The sequence below is a fragment of the Streptomyces sp. NPDC086554 genome (assembly GCF_040686095.1).
Taxonomy (GTDB): domain Bacteria; phylum Actinomycetota; class Actinomycetes; order Streptomycetales; family Streptomycetaceae; genus Streptomyces.
Window position 1 is genome coordinate 303,378 of the sequence record NZ_JBFBJK010000010.1, and the last position, 17,408, is coordinate 320,785.

The 17,408-nt window shown below is 68.1% G+C and carries 15 protein-coding genes; 4 read left to right on the forward strand and 11 right to left on the reverse strand.

Features of this window, described 5'->3' with window-relative positions:
- Positions 1-27: 27 nt before the first annotated feature.
- The gene (locus AB0O76_RS19255) at positions 28-861 is read left to right on the forward strand and encodes a hypothetical protein (RefSeq protein WP_365492298.1); all 834 of its coding nucleotides are present in this window, start codon (positions 28-30) and stop codon (positions 859-861) included.
- A 3-nt stretch (positions 862-864) separates the two neighbouring features.
- On the opposite strand, the gene AB0O76_RS19260 is transcribed toward AB0O76_RS19255, so the two are convergent.
- The 7 genes from AB0O76_RS19260 to AB0O76_RS19290 form a co-directional block, all read right to left on the reverse strand.
- Complete coding sequence (locus AB0O76_RS19260) at positions 865-2,424, reverse strand: APC family permease (protein ID WP_365492301.1); 1,560 nt, start codon at positions 2,422-2,424, stop codon at positions 865-867.
- 271 nt (positions 2,425-2,695) lie between these two features.
- On the reverse strand, positions 2,696-4,177 hold the full coding sequence (locus tag AB0O76_RS19265; RefSeq protein ID WP_365492304.1) for an aldehyde dehydrogenase family protein: 1,482 nt from the start codon (positions 4,175-4,177) through the stop codon (positions 2,696-2,698).
- The gene (locus tag AB0O76_RS19270; RefSeq protein ID WP_365492307.1) at positions 4,174-5,913 is read right to left on the reverse strand and encodes a D-aminoacylase; all 1,740 of its coding nucleotides are present in this window, start codon (positions 5,911-5,913) and stop codon (positions 4,174-4,176) included. Before AB0O76_RS19270 ends, AB0O76_RS19265 begins: the two co-directional genes overlap by 4 nt.
- A gap of 184 nt (positions 5,914-6,097) precedes the next feature.
- A complete protein-coding gene (locus AB0O76_RS19275; protein ID WP_365492310.1) occupies positions 6,098-7,225 on the reverse strand; it encodes an LLM class flavin-dependent oxidoreductase in 1,128 nt (375 codons plus the stop codon).
- Positions 7,226-7,338: 113 nt separating this feature from the next.
- A complete protein-coding gene (locus tag AB0O76_RS19280) occupies positions 7,339-8,124 on the reverse strand; it encodes a glucose 1-dehydrogenase (protein ID WP_365492312.1) in 786 nt (261 codons plus the stop codon).
- Between the two features lie 22 nt (positions 8,125-8,146).
- Positions 8,147-9,091, reverse strand: a complete 945-nt coding sequence (locus AB0O76_RS19285) for an LLM class F420-dependent oxidoreductase (protein WP_365492315.1) — start codon at positions 9,089-9,091, stop codon at positions 8,147-8,149.
- A gap of 182 nt (positions 9,092-9,273) precedes the next feature.
- Entirely contained in the window at positions 9,274-10,515 is a 1,242-nt protein-coding gene (locus tag AB0O76_RS19290; RefSeq protein WP_365492317.1) for an amidohydrolase family protein, read from the reverse strand.
- Positions 10,516-10,794: 279 nt separating this feature from the next.
- Here AB0O76_RS19290 and AB0O76_RS19295 point away from each other — a divergent pair, with 279 nt between their 5' ends.
- Together AB0O76_RS19295 and AB0O76_RS19300 are read left to right on the forward strand one after the other, a co-directional pair.
- Positions 10,795-13,749: a BTAD domain-containing putative transcriptional regulator gene (locus AB0O76_RS19295; RefSeq protein ID WP_365492320.1), complete on the forward strand. Its 2,955-nt coding sequence runs from the start codon at positions 10,795-10,797 to the stop codon at positions 13,747-13,749.
- Between the two features lie 205 nt (positions 13,750-13,954).
- On the forward strand, positions 13,955-14,131 hold the full coding sequence (locus tag AB0O76_RS19300; RefSeq protein WP_365492323.1) for a sigma-like protein: 177 nt from the start codon (positions 13,955-13,957) through the stop codon (positions 14,129-14,131).
- A 282-nt stretch (positions 14,132-14,413) separates the two neighbouring features.
- Here the strand turns inward: AB0O76_RS19300 and AB0O76_RS19305 are convergent, their stop codons facing one another.
- From AB0O76_RS19305 to AB0O76_RS19320, 4 genes are all read right to left on the reverse strand, one after another.
- Entirely contained in the window at positions 14,414-14,809 is a 396-nt protein-coding gene (locus tag AB0O76_RS19305) for a hypothetical protein (RefSeq protein WP_365492326.1), read from the reverse strand.
- Complete coding sequence (locus AB0O76_RS19310; protein ID WP_365492329.1) at positions 14,809-15,102, reverse strand: hypothetical protein; 294 nt, start codon at positions 15,100-15,102, stop codon at positions 14,809-14,811. The genes AB0O76_RS19305 and AB0O76_RS19310 overlap by 1 nt, the downstream gene beginning before the upstream one ends.
- Positions 15,103-15,146: 44 nt before the next feature.
- Positions 15,147-15,296, reverse strand: a complete 150-nt coding sequence (locus AB0O76_RS19315; protein ID WP_365492332.1) for a hypothetical protein — start codon at positions 15,294-15,296, stop codon at positions 15,147-15,149.
- A 280-nt stretch (positions 15,297-15,576) separates the two neighbouring features.
- Complete coding sequence (locus tag AB0O76_RS19320; protein ID WP_365492334.1) at positions 15,577-16,122, reverse strand: hypothetical protein; 546 nt, start codon at positions 16,120-16,122, stop codon at positions 15,577-15,579.
- A 309-nt stretch (positions 16,123-16,431) separates the two neighbouring features.
- Here AB0O76_RS19320 and AB0O76_RS19325 point away from each other — a divergent pair, with 309 nt between their 5' ends.
- Positions 16,432-16,980, forward strand: coding sequence for a DUF1062 domain-containing protein (locus AB0O76_RS19325; protein ID WP_365492337.1), 549 nt, complete (start codon positions 16,432-16,434; stop codon positions 16,978-16,980).
- The last annotated feature ends 428 nt before the right edge of the window (positions 16,981-17,408 follow it).

A 17,408-nucleotide genomic window follows, 5' to 3' on the forward strand; every position in this document is an offset into this window, starting at 1 on the left:
GAGCCCGCACCCAGGAGAGCTGCCCTCATGCCGCCCACAAGGCCCCGCGTCCTGTTCGTCACCGATCTCGCCTACGAGGCGCGGGGCCGCCGGTACTGCGACGAGGACATCGCCCTGTCCTCCCACCTCCGCGAGGACTTCGACATCGCGCTGTGCCACCCACTGGACGCACAGTCCCTGATGGACGCTTACGACGCGGTACTGATCCGCAACAGCGGTCCGGTCCTCAGCTACCGGTCAGCCTTCGACGCGTTCCGCGCACAAGCCCTGGAGTCCGGCACTCGCGTCTACAACCAGCTGACCGGCAGGGCGGACATGACGGGCAAGCAGTACCTGCTGGACCTGACGGCAGCCGGCCTCCCGGTCATCCCGACGGTCGACAGCGCCAAGGACCTGGACGCCCTCCCCCGGACCGACACCTACGTGACCAAGCCCAAGCTGGGCGCGGACTCGATAGGCCTGGAGTTCCTCACCCGCGAGGAACTCCCGTCCCGCACCGACACCGAGGGCACGGCACTGATCCAGCCCCGCATCGACTTCACGTACGAGGTGTCGTTCTACTTCATCGACGACACGTTCCAGTACGCCCTGTACGCCCCGCACCCCGACCGCCGCTGGGTCCTTGAGCCCTACAGCCCCACCCCCGCCGACCTGTCCTTCGCCCAGCGCTTCATCTACTGGAACACGATCGACCACGGCATCCAACGCGTGGACGCCTGCCGCACCCCCGAGGGCACCCTCCTCCTGGTCGAACTGGAGGACCTCAACCCGTACCTGTCCCTGGACCTCGTCCCCCAGGAACACCGCGACGCCTTCATCACCAACCTGAAGGCGTCGCTGCGGGGGCTACTCGCGGGCTGAGGGTCAGTCCGCGACGGCCAGCGCCGGGGTGTCGCGCTTCAGTACCTCGCCCCGGAAGAAGGCCGGGCTCTTGCGGCCCATCGCCAGCATGATCACCACGCCGAGGAGCAGCAGACCCACGCCGATCACGAAGACCGAGCCGACGCCGAAGACCGAGGAGCCGCTGCCGTAGTCCGGGTTCCACATGTCGATCAGGGTCTTGGTGAAGACGCCGGTCAGGAGGATGCCGCCGAGGGCCGGGAGCAGGCCCTTGAAGACGAAGCCGCGCACGGAGCCGAGAAGTTCACGGCGGAAGTACCACACACAGGCGAAGGCCGTCAGCGCGTAGTAGAAGCAGATCATGAGGCCGAGCGCGTAGATCGTGTCGACCAGGACATGCTCGGAGACCAGGGTCATCACCGTGTAGAAGACGGCGGTCGCGATGCCCGCCATGACCGTCGCGCGGCCAGGAGTCTTGAAGCGCGGGTGGACGCGCGCGTACGACTTCGGGAGCGCCTCGTACGCGGACATCGCCAGGACCGTGCGGGCCACCGGGATGAACGTCGTCTGCAGGCTTGCCGCCGCCGACGCGAGCACCGCGACGAAGAGCAGGATGCCGAGCGTCGGACCCATCACCGGGCCCGCAAGCACGGCGAAGACGTTGTCGGAGGTGTCGGGGTTGGCGAGGCCGAGGCCCTTGGTGCCCGAGCCCACCACCATCTGCGCGGCGACAGCGGTCGCGAGGTAGGAGCCGACGAGGACGACCATCGCGATGAGTGCGGCGCGGCCGGGGGTCTTGTCGCTGCCGGTCGTCTCCTCGTTGGCGGCCAGGCACGCGTCCCAGCCCCAGTAGATGAAGATCGCGAGCGAGAGGCCCGCGGTGAAGGAGGAGAACGACTTCACCGCGAACGGGTTCAGCCACGACCAGGAGAAGTCCTGCGACAGGGGGAACTCTGCGCTGCCCGCCTTCTGGAACGCCATCACCACGAAGATCGCGAGCACCACCAGCTGCAGGCCGACCAGCGCGTACTGCACGCCCTTGGTAGCCGTCATCCCGCGATAGCTGATAGCGGTCGCCGCCGCGATCAGGGCCAGGCACGTGACGATGTGGACGGCCTTGTTGTCGTCCAGGGCGGCGACGGAGCCGCTGCTGGTGATCTCGCCTGCCAGGAGCCAGAAGTAGGAGGTCGCGACGCCTGCCAGGTTGGACAGGACGATGATCGTCGCGATGACCAGGCCCCAGCCGCACATCCAGCCGATCCGCGGGCCGAAGGCCTTGACGGTCCAGGTGAAGGACGTGCCGCAGTCGGGCATGGCCTTGTTGAGCTCGCGGTAGGCGAAGGCCACCAGGAGCATCGGCAGGAAGCCCGCGAGGAAGACCGCGGGCATGGCCGGACCGACCTCGCCGGCTGTGGAGCCGAGGGTCGAGGTCAGGCAGTAGACGGGGGCGACGGTCGAGATGCCGATGACGGCGCTGCCCATGAGGCCGACGGAGTTCCCGCCCAGGCCTTTGGCGCGTACGCCCCCGTCGGGGGCGCCGCTTACCGTGTCTCCGGCCTGGGGCCGTACGTCCAGCTGGCTCATGAACAGGACGTTAAGTCCTGCGGTTTCCACATCCGGAGGGATGAAGTCCGGATCTTGGGGCTTGCAATCCACGGGGCGGACGCAGAGAACGCCATCGATTACTTGATCGCTTGGCATGAATGGTTATTCATTGCCAGGCAAAACTCAAACCGTCCGGCATGCGGGAACCGCAGCACTGTCCGTTTTGGGTGGATTCAAAATTTTCCCGAGCCGCTTCTCACACTTCACATAACGGACTTCTTCCGGGACACTCACCGGCACTCACCGACACTCACCCCGGCCAGACGATCGACTGCAGCTCGCTGTACGCGTGCAGCGCGTACGACCCCACGTCCCGGCCCACCCCGCTCTTCTTGAACCCCCCGAACGGCGCCTCCATGTTCCGCCCGATGGTGTTCACGCCGACCCCGCCCGCCCGCAGCCGCCGTGCGACCCGGAAGGCGCGGGCCACGTCCGCCGACCAGACGTAGTCGATGAGGCCGTAGTCGCTGTCGTTGGCGAGGGCGATGCCTTCCTCCTCCTCGTCGAAGGGGACCACCACGACCACCGGGCCGAAGATCTCCTCCCGCACCACCCGCATGTCGTTCGTACAGTCCGCCAGCAGCGTCGGCGCGACATAGAAGCCCCGGTCGAGACCGGCACCGGCCGGGCGCTCGCCGCCCGCCACCACCCGCGCGCCCTCCTTGCGGCCCAGCTCCACGTACGACTCGATGCGGTCCCGGTGCGCGCCCGAGATCACCGGGCCGACGATCGTGCCCTTCTCCCGCGGATCGCCGACCTTCATGTAGCCGATGTACTTCTTCAGCCTCCCGATCAGGTCCTCGTACACCGACCGGTGCGCGATCACCCGCGTCGGGGCCGTGCAGATCTGTCCGCTGTAGAAGGCGAACGTCGTCCCTATCCCCGCCACCGCCGAGTCCAGGTCCGCGTCCTCGAAGACGAGCGCCGCGCCCTTGCCGCCCAGCTCCATCAGCTGCCGCTTCATGTCGCGGCCGCACACCTCGGCGATGCGCTGCCCGACCGAGGTCGAGCCGGTGAAGCTGACCATGTCGACGTCCGGCGAGTCGACGGCCGCCTCGCCCACTTCCGGGCGCGCACCCGACACCACGTTCACCACGCCCGCCGGCGCACCCGCCTCCTCCAGCGCGGCCGCCATCCGGTACACCGACAGCGGGTCCTGCGGCGCGGGCTTCACCACGACCGTGTTCCCCATGGCCAGGGCGGGCGCGACCTTGCCCGCGGAATTGGCCCAGGGGTTGTTGTACGAGGTGATGCAGGTGACGACGCCCACCGGCTGGCGCACGGCGAGCGCCCCGAGGACGCCCGCCCTGCCCATCGGGCCCGCCTCGCTGATCTGCGGGGGAAGAGCCGTCTCGACCGGCTCCAGCGCGCCCCTCGCGTACCGCTTGAAGCGCGCCACCGACACCGCGACCTGCATCCCGCGCGCCGTCCCGGTCGTCGCGCCGCTCTCGGCCCGGGCGAGTTCGGCGTACGAATCGAAATCGCGCTGCATGATCGCGGCGGCGCGGTCGAGGACCGAGGCCCGCTCCTCGGGTGTCGTGCGCGACCAGGTGGCGAAGGCTTCGCGTGCGGCGGTCGCCGCCTGGTGGACCTGCGCGCGGCTCGCTTCGGGGGCGAGGCCGACGACGCCCTCGGTCGCCGGGTTGATGACCTCGTAGTGGCCGCCGTCCGGCTCGGTCCACTCCCCACCGATGAACAGCCGCTGCTCGCGGGGGAGTTCGGAGGTCGTCACTTGGTGCTCACTGTCCTGGTGTCCCGGCCCGACCGGAGCACCGTGCCGGGGGTCGCGCCCGTCACCCGGTCCTCGCGGATGGTCTCGACGCCGTTGACCCACACCGCATTGATCCCGATCGCCTTCGAGTCGAGGCGCGGGCTGTCACCCGGCAGGTCGTGCACCAGGGTCGCCTTGCCCGCGTCGATGCGCTCGGGGTCGAAGAGGACGAGGTCGGCGTGGAAGCCTTCCTGGATGCGACCCCTCTCCCGCAGCCCGAAGAGCTGCGCGGGGTCGTCGGTGAGCATCTTGACTGCCTGCTCCAGGCCGACCAGCTTCCGGCCCCGCAGACAGTCCCCGATGAACCGCGTCGTGTACGGGGCGCCGCACATCCGGTCCAGGTGCGCGCCCGCGTCGGAGCCGCCCAGCATGACGTCCTCGTGCTGCCAGGCCTCCTGGCGCAGGGCCCACGAGTCGGGGTCGTTGTCGGACGGCATGGGCCACAGGACCGTACGAAGATCGTCGTTGGCGCAGATCTCGACGAGGCACTCGAAGGCCTCCTGCCCGCGCTCGGCGGCGATGTCCCGGACGACCCGCCCCGTCAGCCCCTCGTTCTCCTTGGAGTACGTGTCCCCGATGACGTACCGGTCGAAGTGCGCGAGCCGCCGGAAGACCCCGGCCTCCTTGCTGTCGGCGCGCCGCAGCATCTCGGCCCTGACGTCCGGGTCGCGCAGCTTGGCGATCCGCTCGGGGACGGCCAGGCCCAGGACATCCCCCCACCCGGGGATCAGATTCAGGGCGCAGAAGGTGCCGAGGGACATGTTCATGGGCGTGAGGATCGGCATGGTGAGGGCGACGATCCGGCCGCCTGCCTTGCGGGCGCGCTCGCTGGGGATCAGCTGGCGCGGCACGCGCTCGGGCACGGCGGAGTCGATGGTGAGGACGTTCCAGTTGAGCGGCCGCCCGGCGGCAGCGCTCATGTCGACGAAGAGGTCGATCTCGTCGTCGCTGAACTGGTCCAGACACCCCGCGACGATGGCTTCGAGCTGCGTTCCCTCGTGCTCGGCGACGGCCCGGCTGAGCGCGAGCAGCTCGTCGGGCTTCGCGTGCCGGGAGGCCACCGGCTGCCCGTCGCCGTCCGAGTGGGTGGAGGACTGGGTGGTGGAGAGCCCCCAGGCACCGGCGTCCATGGCGTCATGGAAGAGGCTCAGCATCTCCTCCAGCTGTGCGGGGGTCGGCTGGCCGCCCACCGCGTCCGCCCCCATCACGTACCGCCGAAGGGCGCAATGCCCCACCATGAACCCGGCGTTGACGGCGACGCGCCCTTCCAGGGCGTCGAGATACTCCCCGAACGAGCTCCACGACCAGGGCGCGCCCTCTTCGAGCGCGACGAGCGACATGCCCTCGACCTTGGACATCATCCGCCGCGTGTAGTCGGCGTCTTCGGGGCGGTCCGGGTTCAACGGAGCAAGCGTGAAGCCGCAGTTGCCACCGGCGACGGTGGTGACGCCGTGGTTGAGGGAGGGGGTGGCGTACGGATCCCAGAACAGCTGGGCGTCGTAGTGCGTATGCGGATCGACGAACCCGGGCGCGAGGACTCGCCCCTGGGCGTCTTCGCTGGTCCGTGCCTCTTCGGTGACGGTGCCGGCATCGGCGATGAGCGCGATCCGCCCGTCCCGGATACCGACATCGGCGACGCGTGCGGGGGCTCCGGTCCCGTCGACGACGGTCGCGCCCTTGATGAGGTGGTCAAGCATGCGGGAGGGCCCTCCTTTTGGGGCGGGTGAGTTCTGTGCCTTTTGGGTGCGAGATGACACGTCCAGAACGGGTGGGTGGGCGGGAAATAGCCCGTCCGGCGCTTGAGGACACGCCCGAAGGGCGAAGAGGGGGTACCCCGGCCTCCGTCCGGGAAGGGAAGGCCGGGGCAGCTCAAACCCCGGCTCAACCGCCGGAGGCACCCCGCATACGCGTAGTCCGGTGAACGGGATCCGTATCGATCTTCGGGATCACATGCTCACCGATCAGCTTGATCGTGTTCTTCGTGTCCTCCGGCGAGATGCCGATCGGCAGCCCGAAGGACAGCTGATCGGCCCCGGCCTGCTCCCACCGCTTGCACTGCGTGAGCACCTCGTCCGGGTCGCCGCAGATCATCAGCTCCTCGGCGATGAGCAGCTCGATGATCTCCTCGCTGTACTCGGGAAGCAGCTCGGGCCACTGAGGGATGCCCTCGGGCCGCGGGAAGGTGTCGTGGTACCGGAAGAGCAGCGACTGCAGGTAGTTGAGCCCCCCGCTCACCGCGATCTCGACAGCCTTCTTGTGCGTCTCCGCACAGATCGCGGTCGACGTCACCATGACGTTGTCGTTGACGAAGGCGCCGACCGGCTCGGCGTCCTTCACGGCCGTCTTGTACGACTCGAGGACCCACTCCATGTCGGAGACCTTCTGCACGCTGAAGCCCAGTACCCCGAGTCCCTTCTTGCCTGCCATCGCATACGAAGGGGGGGACCCGGCGGCGTACCACATAGCAGGGTGGGACTTCCCGTAAGGCTTGGGAAGCACCTTCCGCGGCGGCAGGGACCAGTGTTTGCCCTGGAAGCCGACGTACTCGTCCTGGAGCCACATCTTGGGGAACTCGGCGATGGTCTCTTCCCAGAGTTCCTTGGTGTGGTTCATGTCGGTGATCCCCGGCATGAACCCCAATATCTCGTGCGATCCCGCACCCCGCCCCGACCCGAACTCGAAGCGCCCTTCGGAGAGATGGTCGAGCATGGCGACCTTCTCGGCGACCTTGACCGGGTGGTTCACCGGGGCCAGCGGGTTGAAGATGCCGGAGCCCAGGTGGATGCGGTCGGTCGCGTGGGCGAGATAACCGAGGAAGACGTCATTGGCGGAGAGGTGCGAGTACTCCTCCAGGAAGTGGTGCTCGGACGCCCAGGCGTACTTGAACCCGGACTTGTCCGCCTGGATGACGTACTCGGTCTCCTCGATGAGCGCCTTGTGCTCGGCTTCGGGGTCGACCTTGGCCCGCTTGGCGGGCACGTATCCCTGTACAAAGAGACCGAATTCCAAGGAGGTTCACCATCCTCGTGAGTTTCTGACGCACCGTCAGATCTTGATGGGTCGACTGTTCCACCGGCCGCACGGACCGTCAATACCCGCGACGGCCTCGCACTGACGCATCGTCAGACAATGCTCACCCCCGCCAGCCATCCGCCGTCGATGACGAACGGCTGCCCGGTGATGTACGCCGAGTCGTCCCCCGTCAGGAAGAGCGCGAGCGCGGCCACCTCCTCGGGCTTCCCGATCCGCCCGAGCGGCACGAGCTTCTTGTAGAGCTCGGCGACGGCCTCCCGCGCCTCGGTCGGATCGGCGGTGGGGTCGAGCTGTGCCGGGTTGGTCATCGGGGTGTCGACGGCGCCCGGGCAGACGGCGTTGACGCGGATGCCCTGGCCCGCGAGCTCCATGGCCGCGACGCGGGTGAGCCCGAGGATGGCGTGCTTGGTGGCGGCGTACGCGCCGACATAGGCCATGCCGGTCATCGCCGTGTACGAGGCGGTGTTCACGATGGTGCCGCCGCCGGCCGCCCCGATCTCGGGAGCGACGGTGCGGATGCCGAGGAAGCAGCCGATCTGGTTGACCTGGATCACCTGCTGGAATTCCTCCAGCGGCGTGCTGACCAGCTCGTTGAACCGCAGGATCCCGGCGTTGTTGACGAGCCCGTCGATCTTCCCGAACGCGTCCTTGGCGGCGCCCACGGCGGACTGCCAGTCGGCCTCCTGACTGACGTCGAGATGCACGTACCGGGCCGACTCCTCGCCCAACTCCTTGGCAAGCGCCTCTCCTTGGTCGTCGAGCACGTCCCCGATGACGACCTTCGCCCCCTCGGCGGCGAAGAGCCGGGCCTCCTGCTCGCCCTGTCCGCGTGCCGCACCGGTGACGATGACGACGCGCCCGTCCAGCTTGCCCATGCCAGTCTCCTCGGTCGGGTTCTCAGTTGAGATGCGGAGCGACTTCGGCGGCGAACGCCGCCATCTGATCGGTGAGTTCACTACGGCTCCTGCTCCGGAACCGCACCTGTATCTGCTGAACGCCCATCGCCCCGTACGCACGCAGCGAATCCGCAATGGCATCCGGCTTCCCGCTGAGCGTGCGCCGCCCCACGGACCAGGCGGGCTCGCCCACGTACAGCGGCTCGGCGATGGCCCCGACCGTGATCGGATCCCGCACCCCCGCCTCTTCCCGCAGCCGCCTGAGCTTGGCGATCTGCGCGGGCAGCTTGTCGCGCGGATCGCCCTGCGGCAGCCACCCGTCGCCCCGCACGGCGGCCCTGCGCACGGCGGCGGGCGACGAGCCGCCGACCCAGATCGGCACACGCGGCTGCACGGGCCGCGGCTGCTGCCCGAGCCCCTCGAAGTCGTAGTACTCACCATGGTGTTCGGGAAATTCCTCGGGCCCCAGGGCGGCCTTCAAGGCATCGATGGTCTCGTCGAGAACGGGCCCGCGCCGCTCGAAGTCGGCCCCGACCGCCTCGAACTCCTCCCGCACGTGCCCGGCCCCCACCCCGAGGACGAGCCGCCCGCCGCTGAGCCGGTCGAGGGTGGCGTACTGCTTGGCGCTGATGAGGGGATGCCTCAGGCCCACGACGGCGACGTGACTCATCAGCCGTACGTTCTCGGTGATCCCGGCGAGGAAGGAGAGCGTGGCCACGGGGTCGTACCAGATGGTGCTCATGGCCTCCGCGAGCCGCCGCGGAATGGCCACGTGATCACAACTGGCGATATACGCAAAGCCACTGCGATCAGCGACGCGGGCGATCTCCGCGAGATCTTCGATCGTGGCATCCGCCTCCCACGCCTCCGCGTAGATAGCGCTCTGCGACTGGATCGGGAGCTGCATCCCGTACACGAGTCGCCCTTGCGGAAAGCCCAGCGCCATGAGAAGCCCACCCACCCATCTAGATCTGACGATCCGTCATATCCGACGACACGCACACATCGTCGTAGCTGACGGACCGTCAGGCAAGGGGTGAGGCAAGAAGAAGGGCAAGGGGTGGGGCAAGGAAGAGGGCCCGGGCTCCCGCTCACGGAACCCCGGACCCTCCCTCCCCCCCCTCGACATCACGCCCCGGCGACCCACAGCCCTTCACTCGTGAGCCCCAGCAGGTCGATGGCGTTGCCCCGCACGATCCGGTCGACGACGTCGGGCGCGAGGTGCCCCATCTGCGACTCCCCCACCTCCCGGGACTTGGGCCAGGTCGAGTCGGAATGCGGATAGTCGGTCTCGTAGAGCACATTCCCGACCCCGATCGAGTCGAGGTTCTTCAGCCCGAAGGCATCATCGAAGAAGCACCCGTACACATGCTCCGTGAACAGCTCGGACGGCGGCCGGTACACCTTGTCGGCGACCCCGCCCCACCCCCGGTTCTCCTCCCAGACCACATCCGCACGCTCAAGGATGTACGGAATCCACCCGATCTGCCCCTCCGCATACATGATCTTGAGATTCGGGAAGCGCTCGAACTTCCCGCTCATCAGCCAATCCACCATCGAGAAACAGCAGTTGGCGAAGGTGATGGTCGACCCCACGGCGGGCGGCGCGTCCGCCGACGTACTCGGCATCTTGCTGCTCGACCCGATGTGCATGGCGATGACGGTGCCGGTCTCGTCGCAGGCCCGCAGGAAGGGGTCCCACTCGTCGGTGTGGATGGAGGGAAGCCCCAGATGGGGCGGTATCTCGGAGAACGCGACCGCACGCACGCCGCGCGCCGCGTTCCTTCGCACCTCGGCGGCGGCGAGCTCGGCGTCCCAGAGCGGAATGAGGGTGAGAGGAATCAGACGGCCGTGCGCCTCTGGCCCGCACCACTCCTCCACCATCCAGTCGTTGTACGCGCGCACGCCGAGCAGCCCGAGCTCGCGGTCCTTGGCCTCGGTGAAAGTCTGCCCGCAGAAACGGGGAAACGTGGGGAAACAGAGGGCGGACTGGACGTGATTGACGTCCATGTCGGCGAGGCGCTCCGGGACGCTGAAGGACCCCGGCCGCATCTGCTCGTACGTAATCACCTCAAGCTTGATCTCGTCACGGTCGTACCCGACGGCGGTGTCGAGCCGGGTGAGCGGCCGGTGCAGGTCTTCATAGACCCACCAGTCACCGATGGGCCCTTCGTCCCCCTTCACCCCCATCACCGGGGCGAACTTGCCGCCCATAAAGGTCATTTCCTTCAGAGGCGCACGGACGATGCGCGGCCCGCTGTCCTGGTACTTCGCCGGGAGACGGTCCCGCCAGACATGGGCGGGCTCAACGGTGTGGTCGTCCACCGAGATGATCCTCGGGAACGTCGGAAGGGTCTCAGTGGTGTCCATGTCGTCCACGGTAGCGCCGATCTGACGACCCGTCAGCTCCCTTGCGAGCTCTCTTGCGGCTCTCTGTACGCCGACGAATGCTCGGCCGCTCGTGCGAGGACCCTGTGAGAGCCGCCTCGCGGAGCTGACGTATCCGCCGTGAACAAGGCAAACTGGCGGGGAGCAAGAACCATGAACGGATAGGCGAACGGCAATCGCGGGTAGGGCAGCCCCGCAACGCACAACCAGGCACGACCAGGCACGGCGACGGCCGGTCACGGCAGGGCAGCAGGGGGAGCGATGGACGGTGTACCGCGAGTACCGGAGCAGCGGCGTCCGGCCCCGGGGAGCACCCCCGAGGTCGAACGGGCGTCGCGGTTCAGCGTGCTCGGGCCTGTACGCGCATGGCTCGGCGCCGAGCAGCTCTCCATGGGCTCGCCGCAACAGCGCGCCCTGCTCGCGGCCCTCCTCATGCGCGACGGCCGCACGGCCACGGCATCGGAGCTGATCGACGCGGTATGGGGCGACGACCCGCCGTCGCAGGCGCTTGCGGCGGTCCGTACGTACGCCTCACGTCTGCGCAAGGTGCTGCCGCCGGGCGTCCTGATTAGCGAGGCGGGCGGCTACGCGGTAGTGGTCGCCGAAGGCGCCCTCGACCTCACCCTCGCCGAGGACCTGTGGGCGGAGGCCGAGAAGGCACGCGGCGTGGCCGACCTGTGCCAGGCCCGCACGCTGGTGAACAAGGCCCTGAGCCTGTGGGACGGCGAACCTCTGGCGAATGTGCCGGGCCCGTACGCCGAAACCCAGCGCGCACGCCTGGAGGAATGGCGGCTCCAACTCCTGGAATCCCGCCTGGACATGGACCTGGAGGTCGGCTGCCACGCGGAGTCGGTGTCCGAGCTGACAGCCCTGACGGCGGCGCACCCCCTGCGGGAGCGGTTGCGCGAGCTGCTGATGCTGGCGCTGTACCGCAGCGGGCGCCAGGCGGAGGCGCTGGCGGTGTACGCGGACACGCGGCGCCTGCTGGCGGACGAACTGGGGGTGGACCCCCGCCCCGGCCTGAAGGAGCTGCAGCAACGCATCCTCCAGGTGGACCCGGCCCTGGCGGAACCGTCGGCGGCGGTGCCGGAGCCGGCGGCGGCGGTAGTCCGCCCGGCCCAACTCCCGGCGACGGTGCCAGACTTCACGGGCCGGGCTTCGTTCGTCTCCGAACTGAGTGAGATCCTCTCCTCGGCAGAGGGCCGGGTGATGGCGGTCTCGGCGCTGGCGGGAATCGGGGGCGTGGGCAAGACGACCTTGGCGGTCCATGTCGCCCACGTGACGCGCACGCACTTCCCGGACGGCCAGCTGTACGTGGACCTGCAAGGGGCGGGGGCTCGTGCGGCGGAGCCGGAGACAGTCCTCGGCGCCTTCCTCCGGGCCCTGGGCACTGCCGACTCGGCGATCCCGGATTCACTCGAGGAACGTTCGGCGCTGTACCGCTCGGTCCTGGACGGCCGCAGGGTCCTGGTGGTCCTGGACAACGCGCGGGACGCGGCCCAGGTGAGACCGCTCCTTCCGGGCATGGAGGGCTGCGCGGCGCTGGTGACGAGCCGTATCCGGATGGTGGACCTGGCGGGCGCGCACTTGGTGGACCTGGACGTGATGTCCCCGGAGGAGGCCCTGCTCCTCTTCACCCGAATCGTGGGCGAGGAGCGGGTCCAGTCGGAGCGGAAGGCCGCGCTGGACGTGGTGGCGGCGTGCGGCTTCCTGCCGCTGGCGATCCGCATCGCCGCTTCTCGCCTGGCGGCACGTCGTACTTGGACGGTCTCTACGCTCGCCGCCAAGCTGGCGGACGAGCGGCGCCGACTGGACGAACTCCAGGCGGGCGACCTGGCGGTGAAGGCGACGTTCGAACTGGGCTACGGCCAACTGGAGCCGGCGCAGGCGCGGGCGTTCCGGTTGCTGGGGCTTGCGGACGGGCCTGACCTGTCGCTGGCGGCCGCGGCTGCGGTACTCGACCTGCCGGTGGAGGAGACGGAGGACCTGCTGGAGTCCCTAGTCGACACGTCCTTGGTCGAGTCGGCGGCTCCGGGCCGGTACCGGTACCACGACCTGGTCCGCCTCTACGCGCGTGCGTGCGCGGAGCGGGACGAGCAGCCGCCGAGCGAGCGGGATGCGGCCATGTCGCGGCTGTTGGACTTCTACTTGGCTTCGGCGGCTCGGGTCTATGCGATTGAGCGGCCGGGGGACCGGACCGTGGACCACCTCGAAGTGACCGAGCATGTGGGCCAGGACTTCAGCGACGACGCGAAGGCGCTGGACTGGCTGCACTCGGAGGCGGCTTGCATTTTGGCGTGTGTGCAGCAGTCGCTGGGCGAGGGGACACTGCGGCGGGCGGTTGATCTGCTGCTGGCTTCCAAGGACTTGGCGGAGTCGGGGGCGAGTTCGCTCCGGTATGAGCTGGCGACTTCGGCTGCGCGGGATGTGGCTGCGGCCGTGGGGGATGCGCATGCTGAGGGGCGGGCTCGGGTGACACTTGCCCAGGTCCTGAGCAAGGTTGGCCACTTCGATTCGGCTTCAACTGAGCTGGAGCGCGCCTCAGAGCTCGGCGAAATGTCAGGTGACCCCTGGACCTGCGGGAACGCACCGAACGAGCAGGGAATCACCGCCTACTGCGTCAACAACCATGGCGCCAGCGAGTCCTACCTCCTCAAGGCGATCGAGGAGTTTCGCTCCGACGCCAACCGAGCCGGTGAGGCCAGCGCCTTGTGCAACTTGTCCCGTGTGCTCGTCACAATGGGGCGTACGTCCACGGCGATTGACCTCGCCCGCCAAGGCATGGCGATATACGACGATCTCGGACTTACCTTCCGTCTTGCCAACGCCAAGTGCGCCCTGGCTATCGCTCTCAACCATGTGGGTCGTCATTCGGAAGCTCTGGACCAGCTCACTGACGCACTGCAGATGTTCATGGAGAACCGGCAGCGCTTGTGGGAAGGGACCACTCATTTCCGCATAGCCCAGGTTCACCTCTCGGCCCGTCACTCGACCCAGGCCGCCCAGCACGCAGAGCAGGCGCTCAGCATCGGCTGTGTCGGCGGAGACTGGATGCGCGCCAACGTTCTGACCCTTCTTGGCAGGTCGCTCAACAACCTGGGACAGCTTGACCGTGCGCGCGCCTGCTGGCAGGAAGCCTTGGCCATTCATGAAGGTTCAGAGGCGCCAGAGGCAGACGAGGTACGTCGGCTTCTGGCCCCGATCGCGGCAGCCTGACTCGCCCGCCTGAGGCGTTCATCGAACGTTTATGGGCTGCTGCCACTCTCTAAGCATCGATCCGTCGCGTCGGGGGGCAGACGGGTCGCGCGGGCCCCACCGCTAGAGTGATCGGCCCTGAAGCGCCCGTTCAGCGACCCTCGGGGGAGTTGCTGAACGGGCGCTTTGCCCCAGCGAACCGTCAAACCCATAGGAGTTCTCCACTATGAGCGACGCAAAGAAGAACGAAGAGATCACCACGATGGGGGACGGCCACATTCCCGCCCCGCCGAAGGACGGCAAGATCACTACGAAGGGCGACGGGCACATCCCCGCCCCGCCGAAGGACGGCGAGATCACCACGATGGGCGACGGCCACATCCCCGCCCCGCCGCAGGACTAACCCAAGTCTCACATCCCGACGGGGGACCGATCGGCCGCGGTGGCGCGGAGGGGGAGCCACCGCGGCCGACGCATGTCTTGAGGGGAGACGGTCGCGATCGCGGCTGCCGCCGCAGACGGGGCGTCGGCCCCGGCGTTCGCCGGCGACGGCCACATCCCGGTCACCCCGCAGGAGAACCACGCGGGCATCGCACCGCTGGACGAGCACGCGGGCTGACGAGCCAGGGCGTAAGCGAGGCCGAGAGCACTATTCAGCCCCGCTTACGCATCGCCCCGCACCCCGTCAGAGCGCTCTGATCAGCACGCCCCCCGAACACAGCTTCCGCATGTCGTCCTCGTCCGACGCGTACAGCACAACATTCCCCGGCTGCCGCCCCGCGACCACCGCCAGCGCCGCGTCGATCGCGTACTTGTGGCCGTGCAGCCCCGTCTCCGCCAGCAGCGCGATCGCAGTGTCCGCGACTTCCCGCGTCACAGGCTCCACAACGATGCGGGACATCACCCACGCCCAAGCCTGGCGTCGGACCTGACCGTGGTACGCCTCGATCAAGGTCATCGAGCTGGTCACCACGCGCACGCCCTTCCCATGGGCGGCCGTCAACAGGCCCGTCATCCCGCGCTCACGAAGCGCTGCCCGCGAGAGGCCCTCACTGTCCAGCACCAGACAGTCGATCCCCATCAGCCCGCCAGCGGCATGCCGCCGCGGTCCGAGGCGTCGCGGCCGCCGGCTTCGTTCGCTGCGAAGTGCCGCTCAGCCTCTCGGAGTTCGGCCTCCGCCGCTGCCATCTCCTCCTCGGTGACCGCGCCGCCCTCCTCCTGCATCCAGTCGACCAGCTCGCCAAGCCGGTCCCGCTCGCGCTGACGCTCTATGGCCCGCGTGACGTACGCGCTGAAGCTGCCGGGGCCGACCTCGCCCCGGATCTCCTCCGCCAGCTCTTCCGGCAGCGTGACCGTGTACTTCTTGGTTGCCATACCATCGACCATACCGCCCACCTCCCCATTGCGCTCGCCCTTGCCTACGCCGCACGGGTGCGGCGGCCGATGGTGACGGCGCGGAGGTCGTGGGGGATGTAGAGGGTGTATTCCCATGGCTCAGCCGGCTCACCGAAGCTCTCGGCTTCGCCGCCGCCATCGCCACGGCCGCTGCTACTGCATGTTCTGGGCATGCGTAACTCCGGTTGGAGTGCTTGGCCGGTATCGCGCCCTGTTCAGGAAGGTGCAGGGTGCGGCACTCGACGAAGTAGGGTCGAGAGATCTCATTCACCGGTTGATCAAGGAAGTCTGAGGGGCCCGGACATGGCGACGACAATCACCTGGCAGAAGTCCTCATTCTCCGGTGGCGGCGACGGAGCCAACTCTCATAGCTGGAGTGAAATCCGGAAGGTTCGACGAACCGGCCGTACGGCCATGACCCGCCTCGCACCCCTCACACACGACCTGAAGTGATCAGCGTGAGCTCAACGAGCCCTCTTCCGTGACCGTCAGGCGCGCCTGGTGGCCGCCTGGCGAGCAGTTGCGGCCGTTGGGATAGGTGGGCTTCGGGGTGGTGCTGATCTGTCGGTCGAGCACGGTATCTCCGCGCTGGTTCTTGAATACCAGCGTGACGCGTATCGGCTTTTTCGGCAGGTCACGTACGGCAGCGAAGCCAGGCCAGATGGGCGGTTCGGAGGTCTGGGGGGTCTGGGGGGTCCTGGCTGCCGGTCCTTCTATGGCGGTAGCGGATTCCGTGGTCATCACGGGGTTCCCTGGAGTTGCCGGCTCCTCCGGCGAAATCTCCCTCAACTGCAGCGCGCGCTTCCGGCATGTGCCGTCCCAGCACGCCGTGAGGGTCGCCTCGGCCACGCTGTTCGCCAGCTCCGGGTGAACCTCGACCCGGATTCCGGCGGGCGTGCCGATCAGGGTGCAGGGATGGGTGCCTCCCGCTGAATCCCCGCACCCGGTCAGCAGCGCCAGAGCCGCCAGGGGTACTGCCCATCCGACGTTGTGTCGCACGAAGGCTCCTCGGCAACCGTCTGCGTTCTGATCGATGGCCACACATGCTCGCACGGCAACTGCACCATGCCGGGTGTGGGCCTGTTCGTTGGCAGGAGACGGGCGCGCAGGTTACGTAGCGCGCCTTCTCGAAAACCAGTGGATCGGCGCAGCTGTGCGCCACTACCTTGCTGCCGAACCAAGTCGTCTAGGCAAGGGCGTTCCGTTGTACACCGCGTGAGACCTCCCGAGTGCTGATTTGTCGCGCGTCGCGCTTATGCGCCGCGCTGCTTTTTGCTGCGGACTTCTCACTGAAACCGGTGTACTTCTGTGCTCAATAGCTGGGTGGTCATGCCCACCTGCCTGCCTACCGTCCTCCGCCGTTGCCACGCCTGCGCATCCGAGCGCTTCCGGCCAAACGGCAAATTTCGCGTCAACGCAAACCACAAGCTCCTCGACGCCTGGCTCCTCGTGCTCTGCAGCGCTTGCGGGGAAACCGCCAAGCTCACGGTCCTGGAGCGGATGCATGTGCGCTCCGTACGACCTGAGTTGCTGGACCGAATGCACGACAACGACCCAGGCCTGGCAGCTGAGTTGCTCCAGGATCCGGTCGTACGTCGCCGTAATCGCATCGCCCTCGACTGGGGCAACGCCTGGCGTCTCGACACTGGCGGAACGGATCACCTGGACCGCGAGGTGATCGACGTCTCGGTCCGCTTCGCGGCCCGGATCCCTGTCCGGCCGATGCGACTGATCGCTGACGGTTGCGGTCTTTCGCGGTCCGAGGTCGAGCGCCTGATATCGGAGGGGAAGCTCGTTTCGGCAGCCCGGTTGAGCGGCAAGCTTTCCGGCGACTTCACCTTCATACTCAAGCGCTGAGCGCCCTGCTGGGGTAGCGGGGGGGCTTTGCTGTCCCGGCGTCGAGTTGGCGCCGGGGCCGCCCGGTTGTCCCGAGGTTGGCGATTCCGGGCCGGGAGTCAAGGGCGCCCTTCGGGCGTCGGCTGCGCCGATTCCGCTGCGCTCCACCCTTGACACCCACCCCTCCACCGCAAGAAGCAAATTGACCGGGCGGCCACGAAACGGGGCTCACGGGGACGGATCCTTGGGGCGTCCGGCTTCGCGGCCGGGTGCGGACTAGTTCGTAGCAGTGCTGCCCGCTGAAGGGGTGCGCGGCCAGTCCGTGGGTCGGTGCCGGTCTCGTCAAGCGTCTACCGACCGGATCTTCCGGGGTGACCGTCACGCATCACAGGCTGGGAGGGGGGGTGGGGGACCTACTTTGGAAAAGTAGTGTTCTGACACAAGGGGGG